We start from the raw sequence: 22,480 nt of genomic DNA on the forward strand, positions 1-22,480 counted from the left end.
AGGCTTTTTTGTGTGTTTCGTGAGAAACAGTTGGAATGGCGTAATTACCAGATTTCTGGTTTATTCATCGCGGCTACACAGCCTGTTTCACCTTCAATGGTCGAAACCTCGTCGCTCACGAGTGACTGCCCCAACCACCCTTCTGGGAAGCTCAATTTACAAGGAGCTTTCACGACGTCTTCGCTGACTTGTTGAAAGCCAACGCGTCCGTAGTAGTTTGGGTCGCCATAGGTGAACACCAGCTCTACGCCTTCGTTTTTCAACACGTCCAACGCCACGTTAATCAATGTGCTGCCAACGCCTTGTTTCTGGTAAGACGTTGCTACTGCAACCGGAGATAGCAAAAATGCCGATGCGCCGTTTGCTGGTGTCAGGCGTGTAAACACAATGCTGCCCGCGAGAGTTTCACCGTCCATCGCCACAAAGCCGTATACGTCTTGGTTTTCTGTGGTAGTGAGTGCTTCATACGCTAATTCGCTGACCATTTTGCCTTCTGCTTCACCTTCAGAGTCGGTAAAGGTATTTTGGAAAAGAGCTTTAATGTCGTTAAGTTGTGATGTTTCGTATTGTTTAAATTCCACGATATTTTCCTTTCATTGTCGAAAGCTGCGGACGAGCCGTTACTTTGCTTTCGCCAAGATAAATAGTTGGTAGTTCACTTCACCGAAGTACGCTGTCATCAGTTCTACTTCGCGTTTAATGTCTTTTAATGCTGGCGAATCCGCCATGCTGGCTTCCAGCTCAGCGACACGTTCACCGAGTGGCGTGTAGTAGGCGTCCCATGCGTCTTTGCTCATGGTGAAGGTATCAATCACGTCATAGCCTGCCGCTTTTGCTTGCTTGATACGCTCTGCCGCAGTTGTCAGGTCTGGGTATTCATTGCCCAGAAACGCTGCAATTACTGGATTTGGTGATTCCACCGTCCACACCATGTCACTCAACACCAGCACGCCATCGTCAGCCAGCAATGAACGCCACTGTTTAAGTGCGTTGTTCACGCCCATGACGTAAGCACAGCCTTCTGCCCAAATCAGATCGTACTGACCGTTTTCGAGCGGAATGTCGGTCATGCTGGCGTTTACGGTTTCTATCTTCTCCGCAACGCCGGCTTCTGTCGCACGCTCTATGGTTCTTTCAAGCGCGCTGGTTTCGTTGTCCAACACCGTGATTTTTGCGTTCGTGTTTCGCGCCAATACCGTGGTCGCAATGCCTCGACCACAGCCGATTTCCAGCAGATTTTGTGGGGAAAATGGCACGGCCTTTAATGCATGTAGTGTGTCTGACTCAGAGCCCGGCCCCCAGCGGTCTAGCGCGTTGAAAACGAGCATAAAGTCCGCCATGTATTGATCGTGTTCGTTCATGTTCTTTGATAACCACTTCAATCGCAGTGCTTCTTTTTCGTTAAAGCCCTGCTTAATGAGCCACGCTAAATGTTCATCCGGCGCAACCTTGCTTGCCTGATCGTGCCAGTCAGTCTGACCGTCTTCACCAAGCAATGATGCTAACAACGCGCGTGACCGCTGCTTCTGCGCTATCTCGTCATCGAGTTCTTGAAGACGATTTACCAACAAACTGCGGTCAATTTTCGCTTCTACACAGGCCTGACATTCTTTCAATGTCAGTCCACCCGCCTGAAGCTGAAGAATTAACCTCAAACGCTGCAAATCACGCTCGCTATAGGTGCGATAACCATTGCCTAGCCGCTCACCTTGAATGAGCCCTAGCTTTTCGTAATACAGCAAGGTGGTGCGGGATAACCCGACTAATTCACCCAACTCTGAAATGCGGTACATACGCGTTCTCGCTCTTTCAATATGGGAGCATCATAAACTGTAGAGTTATAGACAGGTCAAATGGAAAGTGAGGCTACTTCGATAAAAAGTGCGTGGCTGCACGCGTCAGAGACCTTCATCGCGCTAACGGATTGCCGCCGGAAAGATAAACTTTTTTGTCTCGTCAGTCAGTTTTTGTTGAGGAGTCGCGCTTTGCTATCAAAACTCAAGCACTCGGTTAAATACGTATCGCATATATCCGTCCCGTAACACTGTGCCACGGGAGATAAATTCCACTGTCCAGTGGGGAGTGCTTTTTGCGTCTAGGCCTAGTGAATTTACTAATTGTTCTGCCTCCGATTGGGAGAACTCAACACCTACAGGGAACATACCTGCTATATCGTCGGTTGATTGATGCTCAGGCACGTCAATCCGACAATGAAAAACGGTATCTATGGGGTCGGGTTGATAGCGAAGAAACTTGGCGTACAGTCTGGGATGACTCTTGATGTACAAATCCAGATCGAGCTTTGACTCCCCTTTGATGGGAAACAATGAAGTAATGGAGAAAAAGTCCTGCGTAAAAGCCCTCTTTCCCTTGTCATCGAAAAATCGCTTGGCGAATATCAGCGATTTATCTTCGAATTCCTTTGTGGATGGATTAAACGCCTTAAACTCATCAATTCGGTATATTTGCCATACACCAGATTGGGTGGAGTACACCCAATCGCCAATATTAAAGTCAAACATCCATGCCTCTTTGACTGTGTATACAAGCTCATACTCCATTGTTAATGAAGTAAAGAGCAGTGCTTCAGCCTAAGCGACATAAGCGGCATTACCTTCGACACACATTCACACCGCGCATACATAATCACTGATAACTAAAGCGAAATGAATAACTGTTAGGTCAATAAGTTTTCTATGTGTATGGTTTTATATCACTAGACAATCAGCGTTAATGGATAAGATTGCACCGTATAAAATACAGCATTCATTTAGGAGCTAATGCGCTATGCCCTCTTCTCGCTTTCTGACCCTTATCTTCGCAGTTTCCGTACTCTCAATAGGCCCAGCGTTCTCGCAGGAAACGGAATCGAACACCTCAGAAGTCAGCCATAAATTGGCTATTCCTAACATCACCACGGAGTTTGTATTCCACGTTTCAGGCAAGAATGATTTGGTTGCGGAAGTTAACTTGCCGCTGAGTAACAGCCGTATTGCGCTTATAGACCCAGACGGTAATTTGTTGGCATCGAAATCATCTGTTTGGCATGAGACACAATCGTGGCCAGATTCATCTCTCCCACCAGAAAACAGGGATGTGGAACTCCCGATGGTGACAGACCCTATGGATGGTGAATGGCGCGTCATTGTGGATTATCCTTCCAATCTCATCGATTTTCCAATTCTTACAACAATCACGATGAGCCGTTACGGGCAAATTCATTAAGCGTTCAAAGGGTGTATGACAGAAATAAGCCGATGCATTTGCATCGGCTTTTGTTTTGATATCAAGCGGCCTGTGAAAAGTGCTTACCTAGTAAGGCGTGGTAGAAATCATCATCACAGAGAATACCGACGATTTTCTCTTCGCTTTCCAATAGGACGGGCTGCCCAGTTCGGTAGCGAATCTCTAGGGCATCACGCATCGAAATATCAGCGGTTGTTATCACGACAGCATCTTTTTTCACGCTTTCAACAGGTTGTGAGTCATTCCAATGTGAGAGGAGAAGATCTTCCTCTCTTCGAATCGCGCCTATCACCTCCCCTTCATCATCTAACACTAAACGTGTTTGTTCACGTTCATTGAGAATCAGTGAGTTGTTCTCTTTTTCCAGCTTTTCGATTGGTGTCATTAAGGAACGACCGCGCAGCACGTTTAAAGGATTTGTGTGCGCAACAAAATCTTCAACGTACTGGTTTTCCGGTCGAAGAACGATGTCTTCCGGTTTGCCGTGCTGGATGATTTTTCCTGATTCCATGATGGCAATGTTAGTGCCGATCTTCAGGGCTTCATCCAAGTCATGGCTCACGAATAAAATGGTCTTGTTCAGCTTGCGCTGAAGTTCCAACAGCTCGTCTTGAAGCTGGTTTCGAATAAGTGGGTCAAGCGCAGAAAACGGCTCATCCATCAATAGAATATCGCTGTCCATACAGAAGGCGCGAGCAAGACCAACCCGTTGCTGCATACCACCTGATAACTCATGCGGCAGTTTGTCGTGCCATTCACTTAGCCCAACCATGTCGAGCTTTTCCATCGCGCGTTGTCTGCGTTCTGCTTTGCCTACGCCCTGCATTTCTAGCCCAAAGGCAACGTTGTCGACCACACTGAGCCAAGGCATTAATGCGAACTTCTGGAACACCATTGATATACGGTGTGAGCGAAGGTCGCGTAGCGTATTTTCATCGATACCCGCAAGGTCAACCATCTCCTCGCCAGCTCTCACTTTGAGAGAGCCGCGCGTCACCGGGTTTAAACCATTCACCGCACGAAGCAAGCTGGATTTACCTGAGCCAGAAAGCCCCATGAGTACACAGATCTCGCCTTTTTCGACCGAGATAGAGGCGTTGCTCACGCCAATCACATCGCCCGTTTCTTCGAGGATTTCTTGCCGCGTTTTGCCTTGGTCTAACAACTCCGCACTTAGTACGGCTTTATCACCAAAGATAACGTCAAGGTTTTCAATCGATACCGCTTTCATGATTAACCCTCCTTCCCTTGCGATGTGGGTGCTTTACATAAACGATCGAGAATGATCGCCACAAGCACAATGGCAAGGCCAGCTTCAAAACCTTGAGAAATGTTCACGGTGTTCAACGCGCGGATAACGGGTTTGCCCAAGCCGTCTGCACCAACAAGCGCAGCAATAACTACCATCGACAGTGACAACATGATGCACTGGGTGATCCCCGCCATGATATTTGGCATGGCGGCAGGTAGCTCAACTTTGAATAGCAATTTTGTCGGCGTTGCGCCAAACGCTTTTCCTGCCTCAATCAGTTCTTCCGGCACACTTCGAATACCGAGATAAGTCAGACGAATAGGTGCAGCAATGGCAAAGATGATGGTTGAAATCAGACCTGGCACAACACCCAAACCAAACAGAACTAAGGTAGGAATCAGATACACAAACGTTGGGATGGTTTGCATCAAATCCAGCACGGGACGCATGAAGGTGTAGAGCCAGGGTCTGTGCGCAGCGAGAATGCCCAACGGCACACCCACCATGACGGACAAGGTTGTTGCAGTGAGCACCAGCACGAAGGTTTCAATCATCTCCGGCCAGTAGCCTAAATTCAGTATTAACAGCAATGCGGCGGTCACGAAGACCACTAAAGAAAGACGGCGATGCAGTAGCCACGCCAATGCAGCTGTTAGCAAAATCGGCACGTACGGGGGGAACCACTGCATGATGTCGACAAGAGACAATATCAGCCACTCTAGCGACAACGAGAGCGCGTCGAAAAAGCCGGCTGCGTTGTAGGTTAACCAATCAACGGCAGTTTCCATGTAGCTACCGATGGGTATTTTATTATCTGTAATCCAGTCCATGTGTACTCCAAATTCCATGATGGTTGGGCTGGTGACACGGTGCCACCAGCCCAGTGTTCTCGCCCTACTATGCGTGCGAGAAACCCATATTTACTGGATTTTCAAATGCGCTTTAACGGCTGGGAGCGCATCTTTTCCGTCTTGGGTTTTCACACCCTCCAACCATACTGTCAGCACCTCTGGGTTGCCTTGCAACCACTCTTTCGCTGCCACGCTTGGCTTCACGCCATCATTCAAAATACCGTTCATGATTTCGTTTTCCATCGGTAAAGAGAACTTAAGATTGGTCAGCAGCTTGCCCACATTCGGGCATTCTGTGGTGTAGTTCTGACGTACGTTGGTATATACGTTTGCACCGCCAAAGTTAGGGCCAAAGTAGTCATCGCCCCCTGCCAAGTATTCCAGTTCAAAGTTGCTATTCATTGGGTGTGGAGCCCACCCTAAGAACACAATCCACTGGTCACGGCGCACGGCACGTTTAACCTGAGACAACATGCCCGCTTCACTCGACTCAACCAAATCGAAACCTTTGAGGCCAAATGCATCAGAATCAATCATGTCTTGAATAAGGCGGTTACCGTCGTTGCCCGGTTCGATACCGTAGATACGCCCTTTGAAGTTATCTTCAAATTTGGCGATATCCGCGAAGTTTTTCACACCACCTTCAAATGCATATTTCGGCACCGCAAGCGTGTACTTCGCCCCTTCCAAGTTCATACCAATGGTTTCGACAGTGCCCGCGTCGCGGTATTTCGCGATATCACCTTCCATGGTTGGCATCCAGTTGCCAAGGAAGACATCAATGTCGCCATTTGCCAGCGAGGTATAGGTAACTGGCACGGACAAGAGCTGAATGTCTGTTTCGTACCCCATACCTTGCAGTACAAGGGTTGTCGCCGCGGTCGTTGCTGTAATGTCAGTCCAGCCAACATCAGAGAAACGCACCGTTTCACACTGATTCGCGAAAGCCGGTGCAGCAAGCAGGCTGGCGGCTAACGTCAAGCTAATACCGGTTAGTCGCTGAGTCTGAATTTTATCCATCATTGCTTTCCTCTTCCTTTATCTGTTGGCGTGACCCGTCGTCACGCCGCTCAGTTATTGTGTCTTTCTTGTTATCTATTTCGTGGCGATCTCGCGCACGTCTTCAGGCGCATGCGCATTCAATCGCTGTTGCGTTTCCCAGTTGGGGTCTAGCCATACCGATACGTTTGCGTTAGGTAACATCGCATTGCCCAAAATCATGTCTGCCGCACGTTCAGCAACCATGATGGTTGGGCCGTTTAAATTGCCATTGGTAATCGTTGGAAATATCGATGAATCGACAACACGCAGATTTTCGATTCCCCTTACACGAAGTTGGCTGTCGAGTACCGCCATTGGGTCGCTGTCAGCCCCCATTTTGCAGGTACATGAAGGGTGATAAGCACTCTCTACGTTGGCTTTCACCCAAGTATCAATTGCGTCGTCGCTCTGAATGCTTTCTCCGGGCTGAATTTCACCGTCACGAAACGGGAACATCGCCTCTTGATCCAAAATCTCACGGGTTAAGCGAATGCAATCCCGCCAATCTTGTTTGTCTTGTTCAGTGCTGATGTAGTTAAAGACGATCTCAGGTTTGTCGTTAGGGTTGGCGCTCGTAATTCGTACATGGCCGCGGCTTTGTGGTTTGTTCGGGCCAACGTGAACCTGAAAACCGTGGCCTTCTACGGCAGATTTTCCGTCATAGCGAATAGCGGCTGGCAAAAAGTGATATTGAATGTTCGGCCACTTTACGCCTGCTCGACTGCGGATAAACGCACACGACTCAAAATGGTTGGTCGCCCCTAAGCCGTCTTTGAACAAAATCCAACGCGTGCCAATCAAGCCTTTGCTGATCAGCCCTAATTTGCCATTCAAGGTGATGGGCTGTTTACAGAAATACTGGAAATACACTTCAAGATGGTCTTGAAGGTTTTCGCCCACACCCGGTAGGTCGTGTTTCACGTCCACACCCGCTCGCTCCAATACGGCCTTAGGCCCAATACCTGATAACTGGAGCAATTGCGGGGAACCAATAGACCCTGCTGAACTGATCACTTCTTGGCGGGCTTTCACGTCATGAGCACTGCCACCTTTGGTGTAAGAAACCCCCACGGCGACATTATTTTCAATCAGCAGCTTATTGACCGTGACACCTTTAATAAGGGTAAGGTTTGGACGCTTAAGTGCGCGGCGCAGATACGCATTAGAGGTCGACGCTCGCACCCCGCCATCCACTGTCATATGCATTGGGCCGAAGCCTTCTTGCTGATAACCGTTATAGTCTTCCGTTACAGGGTAACCTGCTTGTTCACCCGCATCGATGAACGCACGGTAGAGCGGGTTCAATGCCATGTCATTGCCGTTGCAGGTGCCGACAGGCCCTTCGCCGCCTCGATACGCATCTTCACCCCCAATCCAAGTTTCCGCGCGTTTGAAATACGGCAAACACGATTGGTAATTCCAGCCTGTTGCGCCGTTAGCTTCCCATTCATCAAAGTCACACGCATGACCACGCACATAAACCATACCGTTGATGGAGGAACTGCCGCCCAGTACTTTACCGCGCGGACAATGTAGCTTGCGTCCGTCCAATCCTTCTTCAGCCTGCGACTCAAACTGCCACGCATACTTTTCCGTGTTCATGGGGTAGGACAATGCTGTTGGCATTTGAATGAAAATGCTCTTATCAGTGCCGCCCGCTTCGAGGATCAGTACCTGATGTTTACCAGAGGCTGTTAAGCGATCCGCCAGCACACACCCCGCCGATCCCGCGCCGACAATGATGTAATCAAATTCCGTCTGATTCGTCATAGTCCTTCCTTACGCGTACGGACTGTCAACGTCGCCAAGTTCGACGTAAACACTTTTCGTTTGGGTATAGGCCTTCAGCGTTTCCACACCGTTTTCACGGCCAATCCCGGATTGCTTGTAGCCACCAACAGGCATTTCAGCGGGTGATGCTCCCCAATTGTTTATCCAGCAAATGCCCGCTTGGAGCTTTGCGATAACACGGTGCGCACGAGAGAAGTTGCTCGTGAACACGCCCGCCGCCAAGCCGTATTTGGTGTTATTGGCACGACGAACCACTTCCTCTTCATCGCTAAAGCGAAGTACCGACATCACAGGACCAAAAATTTCGTTTTTCACATGGGCCATTTCATCGTGACAGTCGGCGAAAACGGTCGGCGCGACAAAGTTGCCTTTAGCCAAGTCGCCGTCTGTCACCTGATGACCGCCACAGAGCAACGTTGCTCCGCTCTCTTTTCCCTGCTCGATAAAGCCGAGCACTTTGGAAAGATGATCTTTGGAAATCAGCGCACCGATTTGTGTGTCTGGGTGAGTCGGATCACCAACCACCAGCTTTTCAGTACGGACTTTGAGTTTTTCAAGAAAAGCGTCATACACGCTGTCATGCACAAACACGCGCGTACCATGCGTGCACACCTCACCTTGGGTATAAAAATTGGCGAGCATCGCACCTGACACGGCATTGTCTAAGTCCGCATCATCAAACACGATCAGCGGCGACTTACCACCTAGCTCCATCGTGACAGGCTTCAACGAACCTGCGGCATCTGCCATCACTTTTTTGCCCGTACCACATTCGCCCGTAAATGACACTTTCACAATGTCGGGATGGCGCGATAGCATTTGCCCTACACGGTAGTCACCTTGCACCACGTTGAACACGCCGTCGGGCATTCCTGCTTCGGTAAATATTTCCGCCAGTTTCAGTACCGTCAAAGGGGTTTCTTCCGACGGTTTAAATACCATGGCGTTTCCTGCTGCCAGAGCAGGGCCAGCTTTCCACATGGCAATTTGAATCGGGTAGTTCCAAGCACCGATACCCGCACACACACCTAAGGGCTCTTTGCGGGTATAGAAGAATTGGTTTTCACTCAGGCTTTGTTGTTCTCCCTGAATCGCGACAGCTAAGCCAGCGTAATACTCAATCACGTCTGCACCTGTCACCACATCAACATACTGCGCCTCTTGAATCGGTTTGCCCGTATCCAGCACTTCCAACGCCGCCAGTTCGTCATTGCGTTCACGCAGAATTGCCACTGCGCGGTTTAATATGGTTCTTCGCTCTGCACCACTCATGGATGACCAGATTTGAAACCCTTCCCATGCGGATTTCACCGCCTGATCAACATCGGATTGACTGGCTTGCTGAACATCTGCCAGTTTTTCTCCCGTTGCGGGGTTTAACGTTGCAAAGGTTTCGCCGGACGAGGCATTCACAGACTGTCCGTGGATGTATAACTGTTTAATATCCATTTAGTTTTTGCCTTTTGATATGGATGAAGAACCTTGGAGCTGAAGAGAAAGATAATTTTCAACCGTTTCGACGGCTAATTTGGCATTGATCCCTTTGGGGTTAAGCGCACCACGAAGCCAGATACCGTCGATCAGTGCCGCGACACCTTGTGCGACAAACGCGGCTTTTTCCTTGGGTAATAGCTTTTTAAGTTCAATACGAAGGTGGGAAAGAAGACGTTGCTCATTGACGCGTTGAAGACGGAACAATGTCGGTTCATGCATGGCATGAGACCAAAATGCTAGCCATGTCTTAGTGACCTTATTATTGACCTGATTAGGGTCAAAGTTCCCCTCAACGATAGCGAGAATTCGCGCGCGGGCATCGTGATGAGGCGTTACAACTAAGCGTTTCTGGACACCCTCGGACAACTCCCTGAGGACAGAGCGCATGGTTTCTTCAAGAAGTCCGTTTTTTCCACCAAAGTAGTGGTTAATGATCCCCGCTGATACACCCGCTTTACGGCTGATCAGCGAAACACTCGCACCCGCCAACCCCACTTCATCAATAACGGCTACTGTTGCCGCCACTAACTGTGGCCGACGTATTGCTGGCATTCCTACTTTTGGCATCCAACGCTCCTTGTCGTAAACCCGGATTGTGTTCAAATCACCAACATCAAATGTAGTCGAAATGTTTTTTGATTGAACGTTCAATTAAAAATAGATTTACAAATTATTCACCAAATGTCAAAAACAAGACAGAGGTGTAAATGTAAGAAATCACGACACAGAAGAGAGCATGCATGGAATATCAAAGAGATATGAAGACTAGAGGATAAAGCTCGAACGATAGTTGCTTAGAGAAGTAAAAAATATAAAAGAAGATTATTGGAGATAGGCACTATTAAATTTTCTCCCAATAGTGAACAGCCTCAAAATCTGATATTCGATAAAATCACAAATGTTTTATTCTATAAAAAAGAAGTCATAAATTGAGCTGGTATTGCTATAAGAGCAATTCAACTGTTAAATAAAACAACCGATTATTATTAATTTACAAATTGTTTCAAATATGGGTTCTTATTTTCCATTTTAGTATAGACAAAACAATCACACCCCAAACCCAGTGCTGGCGTTTCAATCAGACAACCACACTCAATCAGCGAATTTTTTTATTAATAACAATTAATGAATTGAATTGATGTTCATTTCTCCAGCCATAATTATCTGCCGGCTTAAATTCATGTGAGGTATTTCTCACTTTTCAAGCGTTTTCCCTAAATTCACAATACTAGGAGTCAATGTGAATAAGACTGCATGGATGATACTGGCCACACTGCTTGTCAGTAATCAAGGCGCGGCAATCGCGCAACCTTCTCATGAAAGCATCAATAGCGATGCTAATTCTCGGAATTATCCTATAGGGCAAGACTACTCGAAACTTCAGGTATTCATCGATAGCAACGGTGAAATTGACTTTCAAAGTGATACGTTAGAACGATTGTTTGGCAACCTTTATCAAGCTGAAACTCTCCCCATCTACAAAGCTTTCTTTCTTAACAACAAAAACATCACTGTAAACGATCATAATCAGCTTAATGCGCTCGCCCTTGAAGCCAATCAGTTCAACCAAAACATTCAAACACTTCACAACCTGAACGGTGCGGCTAAACGCTTCGATTTGACCAATTTCAATAAAGCCATCAGCGTAAAATATCTGAATAAAGTTTCAGGTATTCTTGACTTGATTTCGACAAGCAGTCAGTCAAAGGATTACGTGTCTCTCGCCGCATTGATTGAGCCAGCAAACGCATTCACTCTCCAAAAGGCCATCATTAACTACAACGAAGAAGCGCGTTCAATTTTGGGCAATGCATCTAGCATTTACGTTGACCCGTACACGTCGCAAACGAACAACGTCATGAGCAATTACGCGGCGAATGTGCTTACCTCGTCTGACGGTATTAGCTTTGGTAACATCAAACCGGAGATGGCACCGAACAGCGGCTCAAAAGTGTTCGTAATTCGCGATGATATTTATACGTTCTGGAATAACTCAAGCGCGTTGTCATACGTATTACTTAACGCGATCAATGTGAATGCGCAGTTTGAGGAAAACTACACCATCACTCAGCGCGAATCCGTTGACCCACAGCTTGCCGCATATGTAGCTGGTCATGACCTTCCCTTCTCCTTTGTTAATGAACCGCTAAGTGCAGAAACACACAGCGCGTATTACGCAAACATTGAGAAGGGTAACCCACACGCCTGTGCTGACATTGAAGCCTTTATTAAACAAGGTGGTGACCTGTACGTTTACCACGACCATACTGATTATGCAGATGGTGACTATGGTGCCCTGCAAGGCACTTGTGTCCCTCGCCTCGTCGCTCAGTATTACGACATCAACCTTAATACGCGCCGTGATACCTATGCGCGTGAATACAGCGTGAACCTTAACACCGCCCCTTACACCTATGCCCACGGTATTCAAGGCCAACCAGACCAACAGTCTCCCGCGCTTGGCGGAAGTTATGATGGTGAAATGTACGACGCGAATGTTATGTCTGGTGATAAGCATCAACCCATCGTCAGCTCGCTTCAACTGTTAGTAAACGCAGGTATTGATGACCAATTGTCTTCGCTCCAAGACGCATTTTTAACTGCCTATCGCGAGCAGAATGCCCAAAACTACTACCTTGCATTGATACAAATTCACAAGGTACTGGACAATATTGCGTATGTTGACCCTACCCTTGAACATCGTGGTCACAATATCCATCTCACGAACAATGTTTTTAATTATTCACTCTATGAATACTCGGTTAACGGCGGCTTGTCTTACCAACCGATGACCAGTAATACAATACGCTTACACAACCAAACCTATCGCCCTGGCGACATTCGCGTGAAAATTAAAGCTGACTACGCTGATTTGCTGGGTTTTGGCGACGGTGAAGTCCGCTTCAATAGTCAAATTGATTACGATCCAAGTACTCTTCCTGTTATCGATTTTGACAACCCAATCTATGTCTCCGCTGACGGAAACCACAAGCAATACATCGGGCGTACTGATGGTAAAGGCTGGGATTTAGTTATCACGGGTGATGGCTATTTAGCGACAGATAAAGCCTTGTTTGATATGCACGTTAAAAATGCACTGGAAGCATTCCTCAGTTATGACAACTTGTTGCCACACATGGCTCTATACAACATCCACTCAGTGTTCGTTCCCTCGAATGAGCGAGGCGCAGATTGGACGATAGAAGAGGGTTGTCACCCAGTGACCTTCGACAACTGTCAAATCGCCACTTGGGCTCCAAGTAATAATCCCGAGTACAAAAACGACAAAGACACAGTATTCGATGCTGGGTTTTACGTTGGCGGCGCGCATTCACAGGCTCGCGGACTTGCAGTGAATGACGGTTTGGTAAAATATCACGTCGAAACTGTCGTACCTCAACATGACATGATTCTTGCCATGGTTAACACCAATGTTTACGGTGGCCTTGGTGGTAACATACCCACTGCAAACAAAATGAATCCTCATGTCTTTGTTCATGAGCTAGGGCACTCTTTCGCCGACCTACATGATGAATATTCAGATAGTGGCGATATAGGGCCTGCTAACTTCTGTGACAGCAATGTCTGCAGTGACTTTAATTTCGTACCATGGAAACATTTCCTACCCGGAGACGTCACCATCGATACGGTATGTAAAGAAACCACAGCATCTTGCCCTTCGGGGACTGCGGGATGGTATGAAGGCGGCAAATATCAACCGACGGGAATGTGGCGCTCAACGGACATCTCCATCATGCGATCAAACGGTTACCCTTTCCATGCTTACAATGCAGAACGCTGGGCAAATCGTCTTTATCAAAAGGCAGGCTATTTCTCCATCATATCGCCACAGCATGCCTCACTAAACCAGAGTCAGATGTACGTAAATTTCGCTGATCAATCCAATCAAGTTTTTGCTTTTAACCCATCAGTTGAATTCCACGAACTGAATGGCAGCGTTGAACGTGTTCAATCTTTCAAGTGGTTTATTAATGGTGTTTACCAACCGCAATATGACAACGCCAAAACGCTTCAGCACGGGGCTTATGAGTCAGGAAGCTACAACGTTAAACTGGTAGCAAAAGACGAAACAGGCATTATCGTCATTGAAGAAGGCACAGTGTCTAAATTCGAATGGCACGTCACCAACAACAGCCCATATGCAACAGCAACCGAATATGCAACCACAAATGAGGTGAAACAGGTTCGAGCTGAAGTGATTGTTGATCAGAATGGTATTCGCATCGAAAAAGTGAAACCACTGTCGCTTGAGACCTCGCTCAATGATTGTTCAGGGAAGGTATTCAAAGGTAAAACCCTTACCTTATCAAACGACGAATCACGTTTAACATTCTGCCCCTACAACGTCCCTTACACGCATCACCGTTCTGCGCTGCTGGAAGACAAGAGCACGTTAGACGACAGCACTTATCGATTTGATATCGTGCTTACCGAAGAGATGGTCGATAAAACGTTTACGCTGGAATTTTCTGATAACAATCAAGGACGTTCCCTCGTTTCGCCGGTTACCGTGAATTTTAGCCAACACTAATTTCAAACGGCGATATGTGAAAATAAAACAAGGGCAGCATCCGCTGCCCTTGTCTCACCTTGAGAACCCTCTTAGTTACCTCGAAACCCCACTCATCCTCCTTGCTTTAATAACTTCGCTGTAATCAAGGGGTAAACAATCAGAGAAAACAGAATCATCACAAACGCAGAGGCGAGAAACAGCGGTTGATATTCAAACGAGGAAGGCAAAAGCAAAATCAAGGCAACGGATACCGCACCTCTCGCCCCTGAGAAGTTCAACAACCAGAACTCCATGGTTGAAAGAGCGGCACCGTCGATTTTCATAAAGGGCTTCAAGAGAAATAAGGCGGTAAAACGCCCCAAGAAAAGGAGGCTAAGAGCGAGCACAACCATCCAAACCGAGAAAGCCGTACCTTGTGTTAATACGACAAAACTCGTGCCGAGCAAGAAGAACAACAATGCATTGGCAGCGTAATCGAGGTATTCCCAAACTTTCTCTTCCGCCTCACGGTTAGCGCGGTCTTCATCCGGCTTATAGCCGTAGGCCAAAGCCGCTGCAAACACGGCCAAAATACCGGAAAAGTGGAATGATTCAGCAATAACAAAACTGCCATACGCAAGCGCGAGTGTAATGTTCGTGGTGAGTATGTAGTACGAAGAATGCATGAAACGCAAAATGGCTCTAGCACCTCGCCCTAGCACTACCCCAGTCACAAGTGCGCCGACAATGTGAGTCACTAAACTTACGCTGGTATCAAGCCAACTAAAACTGGTCGAGGTGAAGATCAGAAGAGCCAGTATTCCCGCCACAGTGACAACGAAACCATCATTTAAAATAGACTCGCCCTCTATAAGCAATTTCTGGTTTTCTGAAATGCTTTCATCGCCTTTAAATAAGGCGCTGACCGCGAGAGGATCGGTGGCCGAAATAATCACCCCAAACAGTAAAGCGGGTAACAAAGGCACATTCAGCAACCAGTGAACAGCAGTACCAATTACAGTCATGCTGATGATGATACCTAGCGTACCTGCCAGCAGCGCAGGAACAATAATCGGCCGGAAATGAAAAAGGCACATTTTCTTGGTTGATGCGAAGATCAACAGCGGAACAAATACATATAAAACCACTTTCGGATCCATGACCAAAGGTGGCAGTTCCAACGCACTAAATGACGACAACCAACCGTAAGCCAGCCCTGCCATTAATATCCAGATGATGTCTGTAAACACCATCCAGCGTTCGGAAATATAGAAAATGATATTCAGGGCCATCCACCCTAAAACCGCGTAGGTAACCAATGCGGGTACTGATTCGGTCATGCTCAGCCTTGTTGCCTTTTGTGATTGACGAATACCCACAAAGCTAGATGGAAAAGAGGCTGTCCCGCCATGTATACCGTTGAGAAACCGCCGATTTGAATCTCTCGGTGCAGAAAATGAGGTAGATAAGGGACAAGATGAGGAAATAGCGTCACTGAGGAGACTGTTCGAAAAGGCCGGGCGGCGCGATTACGCCGCCCAAGCAGGGCTATTTACGGCGTAATTTCAAATATGGAGTCAATAATAATGGGCAAATTGCCACGAAGTGAAACCGCACCAAACACCGATCGCGCATGAACCCCTTTCTCACCTAGCACTGTGGCAAACAAATCGGAGCAGCCATCTAGCACTTTAGGGTGTTGCTCAAAATCTTCAGTGGCATTAACGAAACCCTGAATTTTCACCACACGTGCAATTTTATCGAGTGAGCCTAATTCAAGTTTTACCGCAGCCAGAATATCTAAACCCGTGACTTTAGCGAATTCGTAGCCTTCGTCGACGCTGTATTCCCGTCCAAGTTTGCCTTTTGGAACTGCGTCTAATCCGGCCATTGGCCCTTTGCCGGAGACATAAAGAAGGTTCCCCGTGCGCACGCAATTGGTGTAATTCGCTTGGGGATTGGAAGCCTTTGGGAGCCTGAGTCCCAATTCAATGAGCCGTTGTTCTGCGTCTAAGTCTGCGATAGCGTCTGTCATGGCTGTCCTTAACCATTTTAAGTGAGTGGCTATTTCAAACTAACAAGAATGCCTCCGCGGTCTCAACGACAACGGAGGCCAACTTACTCGCATTTTCCTATGAAACGGGTTACACCGGATTCCCAGCAAAACATTTCAGCGTTTTACCGGTTTCCAATCCCATAACGGCGCGTTTGTAGAACTGAGCTACATCTTTCGCAGGGATTGCGAAGAACCCCGGGAAGAAAGCACCGTATGTGTCTTTAGACTCTTCCAACATCGCCGGGCTGACAACGTTGATTCGAATACCTCGCGGTGCTTCAATAGCAGCCGCTTTTGCATAAGATTCAACCGCACCATTAATTGCTGTCGCACTTGAACCACAAGCGATTGGCGTATCAGAAATAATGCCTGTCGTCAGGGTCACGCTACCGCCATCATTCAGGTAATTAACCGCCTCTTCGGTCACACGCACCTGTCCAAGCAGTTTGCTTTCAATACCCACATACCAATCTTCATCATTCAGCTCACCAAACGGTTTAAACGCAAGCTCACCAACGGCATTGATTATTGCATCGACCTTGCCCATTTGTTCGAACGCAGTTTTCACGGATTCTCGGCTACGTATATCGATACGAATATCACCGGAGTTTGCGCCTAAGGTAACGATTTCATGGTCATTCCCTAGCAATTCCACCACTGCACGCCCAATCGTTCCGCTGGCTCCAATCACTGCAATTTTCATTTTCTTTCTCCATCTCTATCTGCGTTATTGTTTCGATGATGGAAATGTATTGCATTGCATCGCCGTGAAAAACCGCATAAATTCACCACATTGTTTACTTTTTGGATTCAATATGAACCTTACTCATCTAGAGTCATTTCTTCACGTAGCCAAACAAGGGAGTTTCTCTGCGGCTGCCGATGCGCTCAACGTCTCCAAGGGGCTCATCTCTCGTCATGTAAAGGCACTGGAGTCCGACCTGGCCTGCACGCTTTTCCACCGCACGACCCGCACAGTAACCCTAACCGAAGCCGGTGAGGCTCTATTAGAAAAAGCACGAAAGATTGAATTGCTCGCCTTGGAAGCCAGTAAGGAAATTGAAGACTTAACGCAAGATAATGCAGGCACGATTCGATTCACAGCTCCTGCAGGCCTTGGTGATAAGATCTGTGAAACCATGGTTGCTACCTATGCGAAAAAATATCCCAATGTAAATATTGTTCTGGATTTCGATACCGACATTAAAGATGTCGAATTTGGTGGTTTTGATATTGCTCTGCGTGCTCACGACGACTTGCCGGATAACTTGGTTGCGAGGCGATTGGGATCACTAAAAAACGTTTTGGTTGCTTCTCCCACTTGGCTTAAACAACACCCAATCCATACTCCCAACGATCTTTTGAGCCTCGAGTGCATCCAAAGTTGTTTTGTTAGCAGTTGGAATAATTGGCTATTGATGAATGACGAAGGGACGGAACTAACGATTCAAACACAAGGTAAGTTATCTTGCTCGACTTATGCTGGAACAATGGCTCTTACCCTAGCAAACCTCGGGGTTGCTAACTTGCCCTTGCATGTCGTTGAAGAGCAGTTGGCGCAAGGCCATTTGGTACAAGTGCTTCCATCATGGCGATCTCGTCTTCATAACCTCCATGTGATCTACGCAAAACAACGTTTTTACCCCATAAAGTTAAGAGACTTCATTGATACCGTCATGGCATGGCGAAATACACATTCTCACTGGTTTATCGAAGGCACTCTATAATGGGACACACTGGAACACCGCATCACAGTGGTCAACCTGACAAAACTGCAATCTTATAATGCACTGAAATATCGTAAATTTAGGTGTTATGCCGTTGATACAACTGTTGCCTAAGCCGTAAAATATCGCACCTCTATTGCCCTCCGATCTCAATCTTCCCTGGGCAAATTTGACTTACAGTTGAAGTAAACAACGCTTTTCGATCTCGTAGTCGACACCACTCTAGCTTTTCACGAACCCATGTGTTCGAAAACCATGGATTCTAGAATCCCTACTCAGCGATGTCCTACGCAGATGGTCGTAGTGCCGAAGAGGTGTTCGAAATATTGCCTGTCGAACAATTCTTATCGCTGTGTATCACTTCCGGCGAATTAGTCATTACCGAACTGCCCTATGCTGAAAAGATAACAATAATGTTAAGGATCCACTCATGTCTAATGCGCCCGATGAGCAGCAGGATGAAACGTTAACCGCCAGACCGCGCTCCAGTGTCATGCGACGCTTTCTCGCAAATCATCAAAGTCCGCTTTCTATACTCATTTTGTCTGTTTTTGTCGGCGTTTTCGCTGGCTTGCTTTGTACCTTCTTCGACATTGCGATCGATTGGGTGGTAGAGCAACGCCACCAATGGGTTGCTCAACACGATGGCATTTCGTTTTTGACCATTTTGGTTGTCGTTGTCACGAGTGCTCTACTCTCCGCATTTGGCTTTTTCCTCGTTAAAGCTGTTGCGCCTGAAGCCGCAGGCTCGGGGATCCCAGAAATTGAAGGGGCACTAGATGGACTAAGACCCGTACGTTGGTGGCGCGTTATCCCCGTGAAGTTTTTTGGTGGCATAGGCGCAATCGGTGCAGGTTTGGTTCTTGGACGTGAAGGGCCTTCCGTGCAAATGGGGGCCAGTGTTGGACGCATGATGACGGATATTTTCCGCCTAAAAGACGATGAAAGCCGCCATACTCTTGTTGCCTCAGGCGCAGCCGCAGGTTTAGCCGCAGCTTTTAATGCGCCGCTCGCCGGCATCATGTTTGTCGTTGAAGAGATGCGCCCGCAGTTTAAGTACAATCTGATTTCTGTAAAAGCCGTCATCATTGCATCAATCATGGCAACCATCACCTATCGAAGTCTGATGGGACAAGGCGCGATGATCCCGCTACCCGCAAGCCTTGAAGTTCCATTGGTTGCGTTACTGTTATTTCTGGTGCTTGGCTTGGTCTTTGGTGGCATTGGCGTTTGCTTTAATCAATTGGTTGTCATGACCATGGACCGATTTGAGCAAATCCATCAAAACAAACTGTCACGTTTTGTCGGGATTGGCGCGCTCCTTGGCGCATCATTTGGTTTGCTGGTCATGCTGTTGCCTTCGCTCAGTGGTGGTGGTGTCGCAATCATTCCCGAAGCTGCAGAAGGAAAGCTGGCTATCGCTGCACTCGTCGCGCTTTTCCTCGCAAGAACTATCGCTACGTTAGTGTGTTTTGGCTCGGGCGCGCCAGGTGGTGTTTTCGCCCCAATGCTCGCGCTAGGTACCCTATTTGGCACCTGCTTTGGTATTGGCGCAATGCATTTCTTTCCGTCATTGGAAATCACAGCAGGTATGTTCGCCGTTGCTGGGATGGGCGCACTATTTGCCGCAACGGTACGCGCACCAATCACTGGGATTTTGTTGGTGATCGAGTTGACCCACAAGTATGAGCTCATCTTACCGCTGCTTATCACCACACTAGGCGCAACGATGACAGCGCAAGCTCTCGGTGGAAAGCCGCTTTATAGCCAGCTATTGCAGCGTTCGTTGGCGAAGCAAAAAGCCAAAGAAGAAGAAAGCGAAAGCCAAGAGCAACCTACCGCATAAAAAAAGCCGCGATTAGCGGCTTTTTTATCTTTCGGTGTTAAGCATTTGATTCGCGACGGTGATTGTATGGGCTGTGGAGATCGGTGAGCGATTTCGCGCCATACATTCCTCGGTAAAATACCCACAAGTAAGTAACACTTGCAGTGATCAACCCAATTCCCAAAGGTATCAAGATCAGGTTAATCAAAGCCAAAGGCAGAGCAACCCAAAACGTGTTAATAATCCATTGGAAATGATCGGCGTACATATCTTCACCAGCAGCAATTGCTTCTTTACGTTTGATGTACGCAAAGACTGCGCCAGCAAGACTGAAAATACCAAACGTCAGCAAGCCACTAAGAAGGAGCATATACGCGATCATCGTGGGAGATTTAAATTTTGAAGGCTTTGTATCTGTTGTCATTGTTATTGTGCTTTTTTTACTAAAGTGTGAAAAAAGCGCATGGTAATAGATAAAATTGACCTAAATCAACATATAAGCATCTTTTGCGATAAAAAAAGACAACACCAGTCTTTATCGCTCAAATCTCCACCATTAACGTCAATAAAATGCCAATCAAGAGTCAGAAAATAGCCACTTAGTTTTATAACGTTAAGCTGTTTTGCGTTTATTTTCTTTTCTTCGTTTAGAAATCACTAACGCCATATAACCGATGATGATCAAATTTGTCACCAACGCTAAAATTGGCAGTACTTTACCGGTCGTAACCACTTCATACACTTCAAAAGGCACATAGATTGCGCCACTTGCGAGAGCAAACCACTCTGTCCACGCGTATGCTCGCCAAAGTCCATAGGCCTCTATCAATCTGACCGCGGCATAAAGCACGGTGCCCACTGCCAGTATTGTCAGGTTCTTGTCATCAACATTTGCCAGAGCTTCATGGATAACACTGGGGATTTCGCCTGCTGGGTTCAGCCTCAAATGCGTTAATAAGGCTTCACACATCGCTTGAATTTTTGGCCCACCCAGCTCATGCAGTGCTAAGCCTACTGCCAAAGCCAGCAAGCCTTTACTTGCTTCCAAAATTGCAATGGCCCGCAACCCTTTAGGCTGTGAATTCATGTTAACTGCGCCTTCTGTGAGATAGTTCTATTTTGGGCCGTATTCTCTGGACTGTTCGTTGCAGGGTCAAGAAATACCTAAACTAAGGGGGGTGACTTCGGCAACTATCATGGACACTTACTTCGTTATGCCAACTTTACACATGGGCGCATAGCTTCAAGGAAGGGAAGTAAGAAGTTCGGTTATCCGTGTGAATACAAAAAGTGCCTGACGCTGCACCTAAAAATAAGCAAGCACTGCCTCATTACCAAAAAAACACAACATACTTAACTGCCTGATACGCGAGAAGGCGTATTGCGAACATCGCCTTAACATAACGCGACACTTTCGGGTAAATATTGGCCAATCAAACATCTGCCTCTTTCCTTTTTGACTGAAAACGCAGTAGTATCAAGAGGCTTACTTAAGCAAATTATTCTCAGGGCGGGGCGAAATTCCCCACCGGCGGTATATCAGAAATGATGAGCCCGCGAGCGCCCAAACCTAGTTTGGGGTCAGCAGATTTGGTGAGATGCCAAAGCCGACGGTTAGAGTCCGGATGAAAGAGGATGATAAAAATACGCCATGTTTTGGTGTGCGCTTGCGTATATTCCATTTTTGGCTGTATTGCTTGTGGATCTCATTTCCACGGCTCATCTATGCCCTGATTCTGGTATTAATAACGTTGGAGTTACCATGAATCAGACACACACTTCACTTCTTGCCGAGTTCGGCACTCCTCTTGAACGTGTAGAAGTTGCACTTGAAGCCCTTCGCGAAGGCCGTGGCGTATTGTTGCTAGACGACGAAGACCGCGAGAACGAAGGCGACATTATTTATTCTGTAGACCACCTGACAACACAGCAAATGGCTCTGATGATCCGCGAATGTAGCGGTATCGTGTGCCTATGTCTCCCTGAAGAACAAGCAGATAAGCTGGAACTTCAACCTATGGTGGTAAACAACAACAGTGCCAATCAAACCGCATTCACTGTCTCTATCGAAGCGAAAGTTGGCGTGACCACCGGTGTATCAGCAGCAGACCGTGTGACGACCATTAAAACGGCATCTAACCCTCATGCGAAACCAACTGACTTGGCGCGTCCTGGACACGTATTCCCTCTTCGCGCCCGCAAAGGTGGCGTCCTCACACGCCGTGGTCACACAGAAGGCACGATCGATCTGATGCAAATGGCTGGACTTTCTCCAGCGGGTGTACTTTGTGAAGTGCAAAACGAAGATGGTTCAATGGCGAAAACCCCAGAGATCATTGCATTCGGCAAGAAACACAACATGCCAGTACTGACCATTGAAGACATGGTGCAGTACCGCCTTTCTCAGGCTGCCAATATTGCTTAACGCTATGTAAATATGAACGGCGGTAGAAAAAGCGCATGTTTCTACCGCAATTCTCAACATTTTTGTTACGTGCAAATAATAGGCACAATGAGCTTTAATGTTAAAAATAGCCACTACTGACACGCCTACCATCTCATCAATACCCCTCAAGCCCCCTCAATCATTCATAACTTCAATATTATAAAAGATACTAATTATTAGCATTCACAATGCAAATTGCCCCAAGTTGTTAAAAATATAAAAATTCCTTATTACGACA

The 22,480-nt window shown here is 47.2% G+C and carries 19 protein-coding genes and 1 riboswitch; of the genes, 5 read left to right on the forward strand and 14 right to left on the reverse strand.

The genetic code is table 11. The features are described 5' to 3' along the window. Positions 1-44 precede the first annotated feature (44 nt). From LRP49_RS01820 to LRP49_RS01830, 3 genes are all read right to left on the reverse strand, one after another. Complete coding sequence (locus tag LRP49_RS01820) at positions 45-581, reverse strand: GNAT family N-acetyltransferase (RefSeq protein WP_274139770.1); 537 nt, start codon at positions 579-581, stop codon at positions 45-47. A gap of 39 nt (positions 582-620) precedes the next feature. Beyond that, positions 621-1,793, reverse strand: a complete 1,173-nt coding sequence (locus LRP49_RS01825) for a MerR family transcriptional regulator (protein ID WP_274139772.1) — start codon at positions 1,791-1,793, stop codon at positions 621-623. 198 nt (positions 1,794-1,991) lie between these two features. Continuing rightward, positions 1,992-2,522 (reverse strand): hypothetical protein, encoded by a 531-nt coding sequence (locus LRP49_RS01830; protein WP_274139773.1) that lies wholly within the window; start codon positions 2,520-2,522, stop codon positions 1,992-1,994. 265 nt (positions 2,523-2,787) lie between these two features. Here LRP49_RS01830 and LRP49_RS01835 point away from each other — a divergent pair, with 265 nt between their 5' ends. Continuing rightward, a complete protein-coding gene (locus LRP49_RS01835; protein ID WP_274139774.1) occupies positions 2,788-3,225 on the forward strand; it encodes a PDC sensor domain-containing protein in 438 nt (145 codons plus the stop codon). Between the two features lie 61 nt (positions 3,226-3,286). On the opposite strand, the gene choV is transcribed toward LRP49_RS01835, so the two are convergent. The 6 genes from choV to betI all read right to left on the reverse strand — a co-directional run bounded on the left by choV (position 3,287) and on the right by betI (position 10,242). Then, complete coding sequence (choV, locus tag LRP49_RS01840) at positions 3,287-4,477, reverse strand: choline ABC transporter ATP-binding protein (protein WP_274139775.1); 1,191 nt, start codon at positions 4,475-4,477, stop codon at positions 3,287-3,289. A 2-nt stretch (positions 4,478-4,479) separates the two neighbouring features. Continuing rightward, the gene (gene choW, locus LRP49_RS01845; RefSeq protein ID WP_274139776.1) at positions 4,480-5,328 is read right to left on the reverse strand and encodes a choline ABC transporter permease subunit; all 849 of its coding nucleotides are present in this window, start codon (positions 5,326-5,328) and stop codon (positions 4,480-4,482) included. Between the two features lie 90 nt (positions 5,329-5,418). After that, the gene (locus tag LRP49_RS01850) at positions 5,419-6,369 is read right to left on the reverse strand and encodes a choline ABC transporter substrate-binding protein (RefSeq protein WP_274140093.1); all 951 of its coding nucleotides are present in this window, start codon (positions 6,367-6,369) and stop codon (positions 5,419-5,421) included. Between the two features lie 75 nt (positions 6,370-6,444). Beyond that, complete coding sequence (gene betA / locus LRP49_RS01855; protein WP_274139778.1) at positions 6,445-8,160, reverse strand: choline dehydrogenase; 1,716 nt, start codon at positions 8,158-8,160, stop codon at positions 6,445-6,447. Between the two features lie 9 nt (positions 8,161-8,169). Further along, on the reverse strand, positions 8,170-9,630 hold the full coding sequence (gene betB / locus LRP49_RS01860) for a betaine-aldehyde dehydrogenase (RefSeq protein WP_274139780.1): 1,461 nt from the start codon (positions 9,628-9,630) through the stop codon (positions 8,170-8,172). After that, positions 9,631-10,242 carry a transcriptional regulator BetI gene (gene betI / locus LRP49_RS01865; protein WP_274139781.1) on the reverse strand — a complete coding sequence of 204 codons (612 nt, stop codon included), beginning with the start codon at positions 10,240-10,242 and terminating at the stop codon, positions 9,631-9,633. A gap of 673 nt (positions 10,243-10,915) precedes the next feature. On the opposite strand from betI, the gene LRP49_RS01870 reads away from it, so the two are divergent. After that, positions 10,916-14,227, forward strand: a complete 3,312-nt coding sequence (locus tag LRP49_RS01870) for a M64 family metallopeptidase (RefSeq protein ID WP_274139782.1) — start codon at positions 10,916-10,918, stop codon at positions 14,225-14,227. 92 nt (positions 14,228-14,319) lie between these two features. Here LRP49_RS01870 and LRP49_RS01875 read toward each other — a convergent pair whose 3' ends face one another. The 3 genes from LRP49_RS01875 to LRP49_RS01885 all read right to left on the reverse strand — a co-directional run bounded on the left by LRP49_RS01875 (position 14,320) and on the right by LRP49_RS01885 (position 16,947). After that, positions 14,320-15,528, reverse strand: a complete 1,209-nt coding sequence (locus tag LRP49_RS01875) for a cation:proton antiporter (RefSeq protein WP_274139783.1) — start codon at positions 15,526-15,528, stop codon at positions 14,320-14,322. Between the two features lie 212 nt (positions 15,529-15,740). Next, a complete protein-coding gene (locus LRP49_RS01880; RefSeq protein WP_274139785.1) occupies positions 15,741-16,223 on the reverse strand; it encodes a RidA family protein in 483 nt (160 codons plus the stop codon). 109 nt (positions 16,224-16,332) lie between these two features. Continuing rightward, a complete protein-coding gene (locus LRP49_RS01885; RefSeq protein WP_274139787.1) occupies positions 16,333-16,947 on the reverse strand; it encodes a short chain dehydrogenase in 615 nt (204 codons plus the stop codon). 112 nt (positions 16,948-17,059) lie between these two features. Here LRP49_RS01885 and LRP49_RS01890 point away from each other — a divergent pair, with 112 nt between their 5' ends. Beyond that, on the forward strand, positions 17,060-17,971 hold the full coding sequence (locus LRP49_RS01890) for a LysR family transcriptional regulator (RefSeq protein WP_274139789.1): 912 nt from the start codon (positions 17,060-17,062) through the stop codon (positions 17,969-17,971). A 430-nt stretch (positions 17,972-18,401) separates the two neighbouring features. Further along, positions 18,402-19,817 carry a H(+)/Cl(-) exchange transporter ClcA gene (gene clcA / locus LRP49_RS01895; protein ID WP_274139791.1) on the forward strand — a complete coding sequence of 472 codons (1,416 nt, stop codon included), beginning with the start codon at positions 18,402-18,404 and terminating at the stop codon, positions 19,815-19,817. 37 nt (positions 19,818-19,854) lie between these two features. On the opposite strand, the gene LRP49_RS01900 is transcribed toward clcA, so the two are convergent. Continuing rightward, complete coding sequence (locus tag LRP49_RS01900) at positions 19,855-20,220, reverse strand: DUF4870 family protein (protein WP_274139793.1); 366 nt, start codon at positions 20,218-20,220, stop codon at positions 19,855-19,857. Positions 20,221-20,409: 189 nt separating this feature from the next. Beyond that, a complete protein-coding gene (locus LRP49_RS01905) occupies positions 20,410-20,883 on the reverse strand; it encodes a DUF2127 domain-containing protein (RefSeq protein ID WP_274139795.1) in 474 nt (157 codons plus the stop codon). Positions 20,884-21,293: 410 nt separating this feature from the next. Then, positions 21,294-21,437: riboswitch (FMN riboswitch) on the forward strand. A gap of 121 nt (positions 21,438-21,558) precedes the next feature. Here LRP49_RS01905 and ribB point away from each other — a divergent pair. Beyond that, the gene (gene ribB, locus LRP49_RS01910) at positions 21,559-22,221 is read left to right on the forward strand and encodes a 3,4-dihydroxy-2-butanone-4-phosphate synthase (RefSeq protein ID WP_274139797.1); all 663 of its coding nucleotides are present in this window, start codon (positions 21,559-21,561) and stop codon (positions 22,219-22,221) included. The last annotated feature ends 259 nt before the right edge of the window (positions 22,222-22,480 follow it).

The organism is Enterovibrio qingdaonensis (assembly GCF_028683135.1).
In the GTDB taxonomy this organism is placed as follows: Bacteria; Pseudomonadota; Gammaproteobacteria; order Enterobacterales; family Vibrionaceae; genus Enterovibrio; species Enterovibrio qingdaonensis.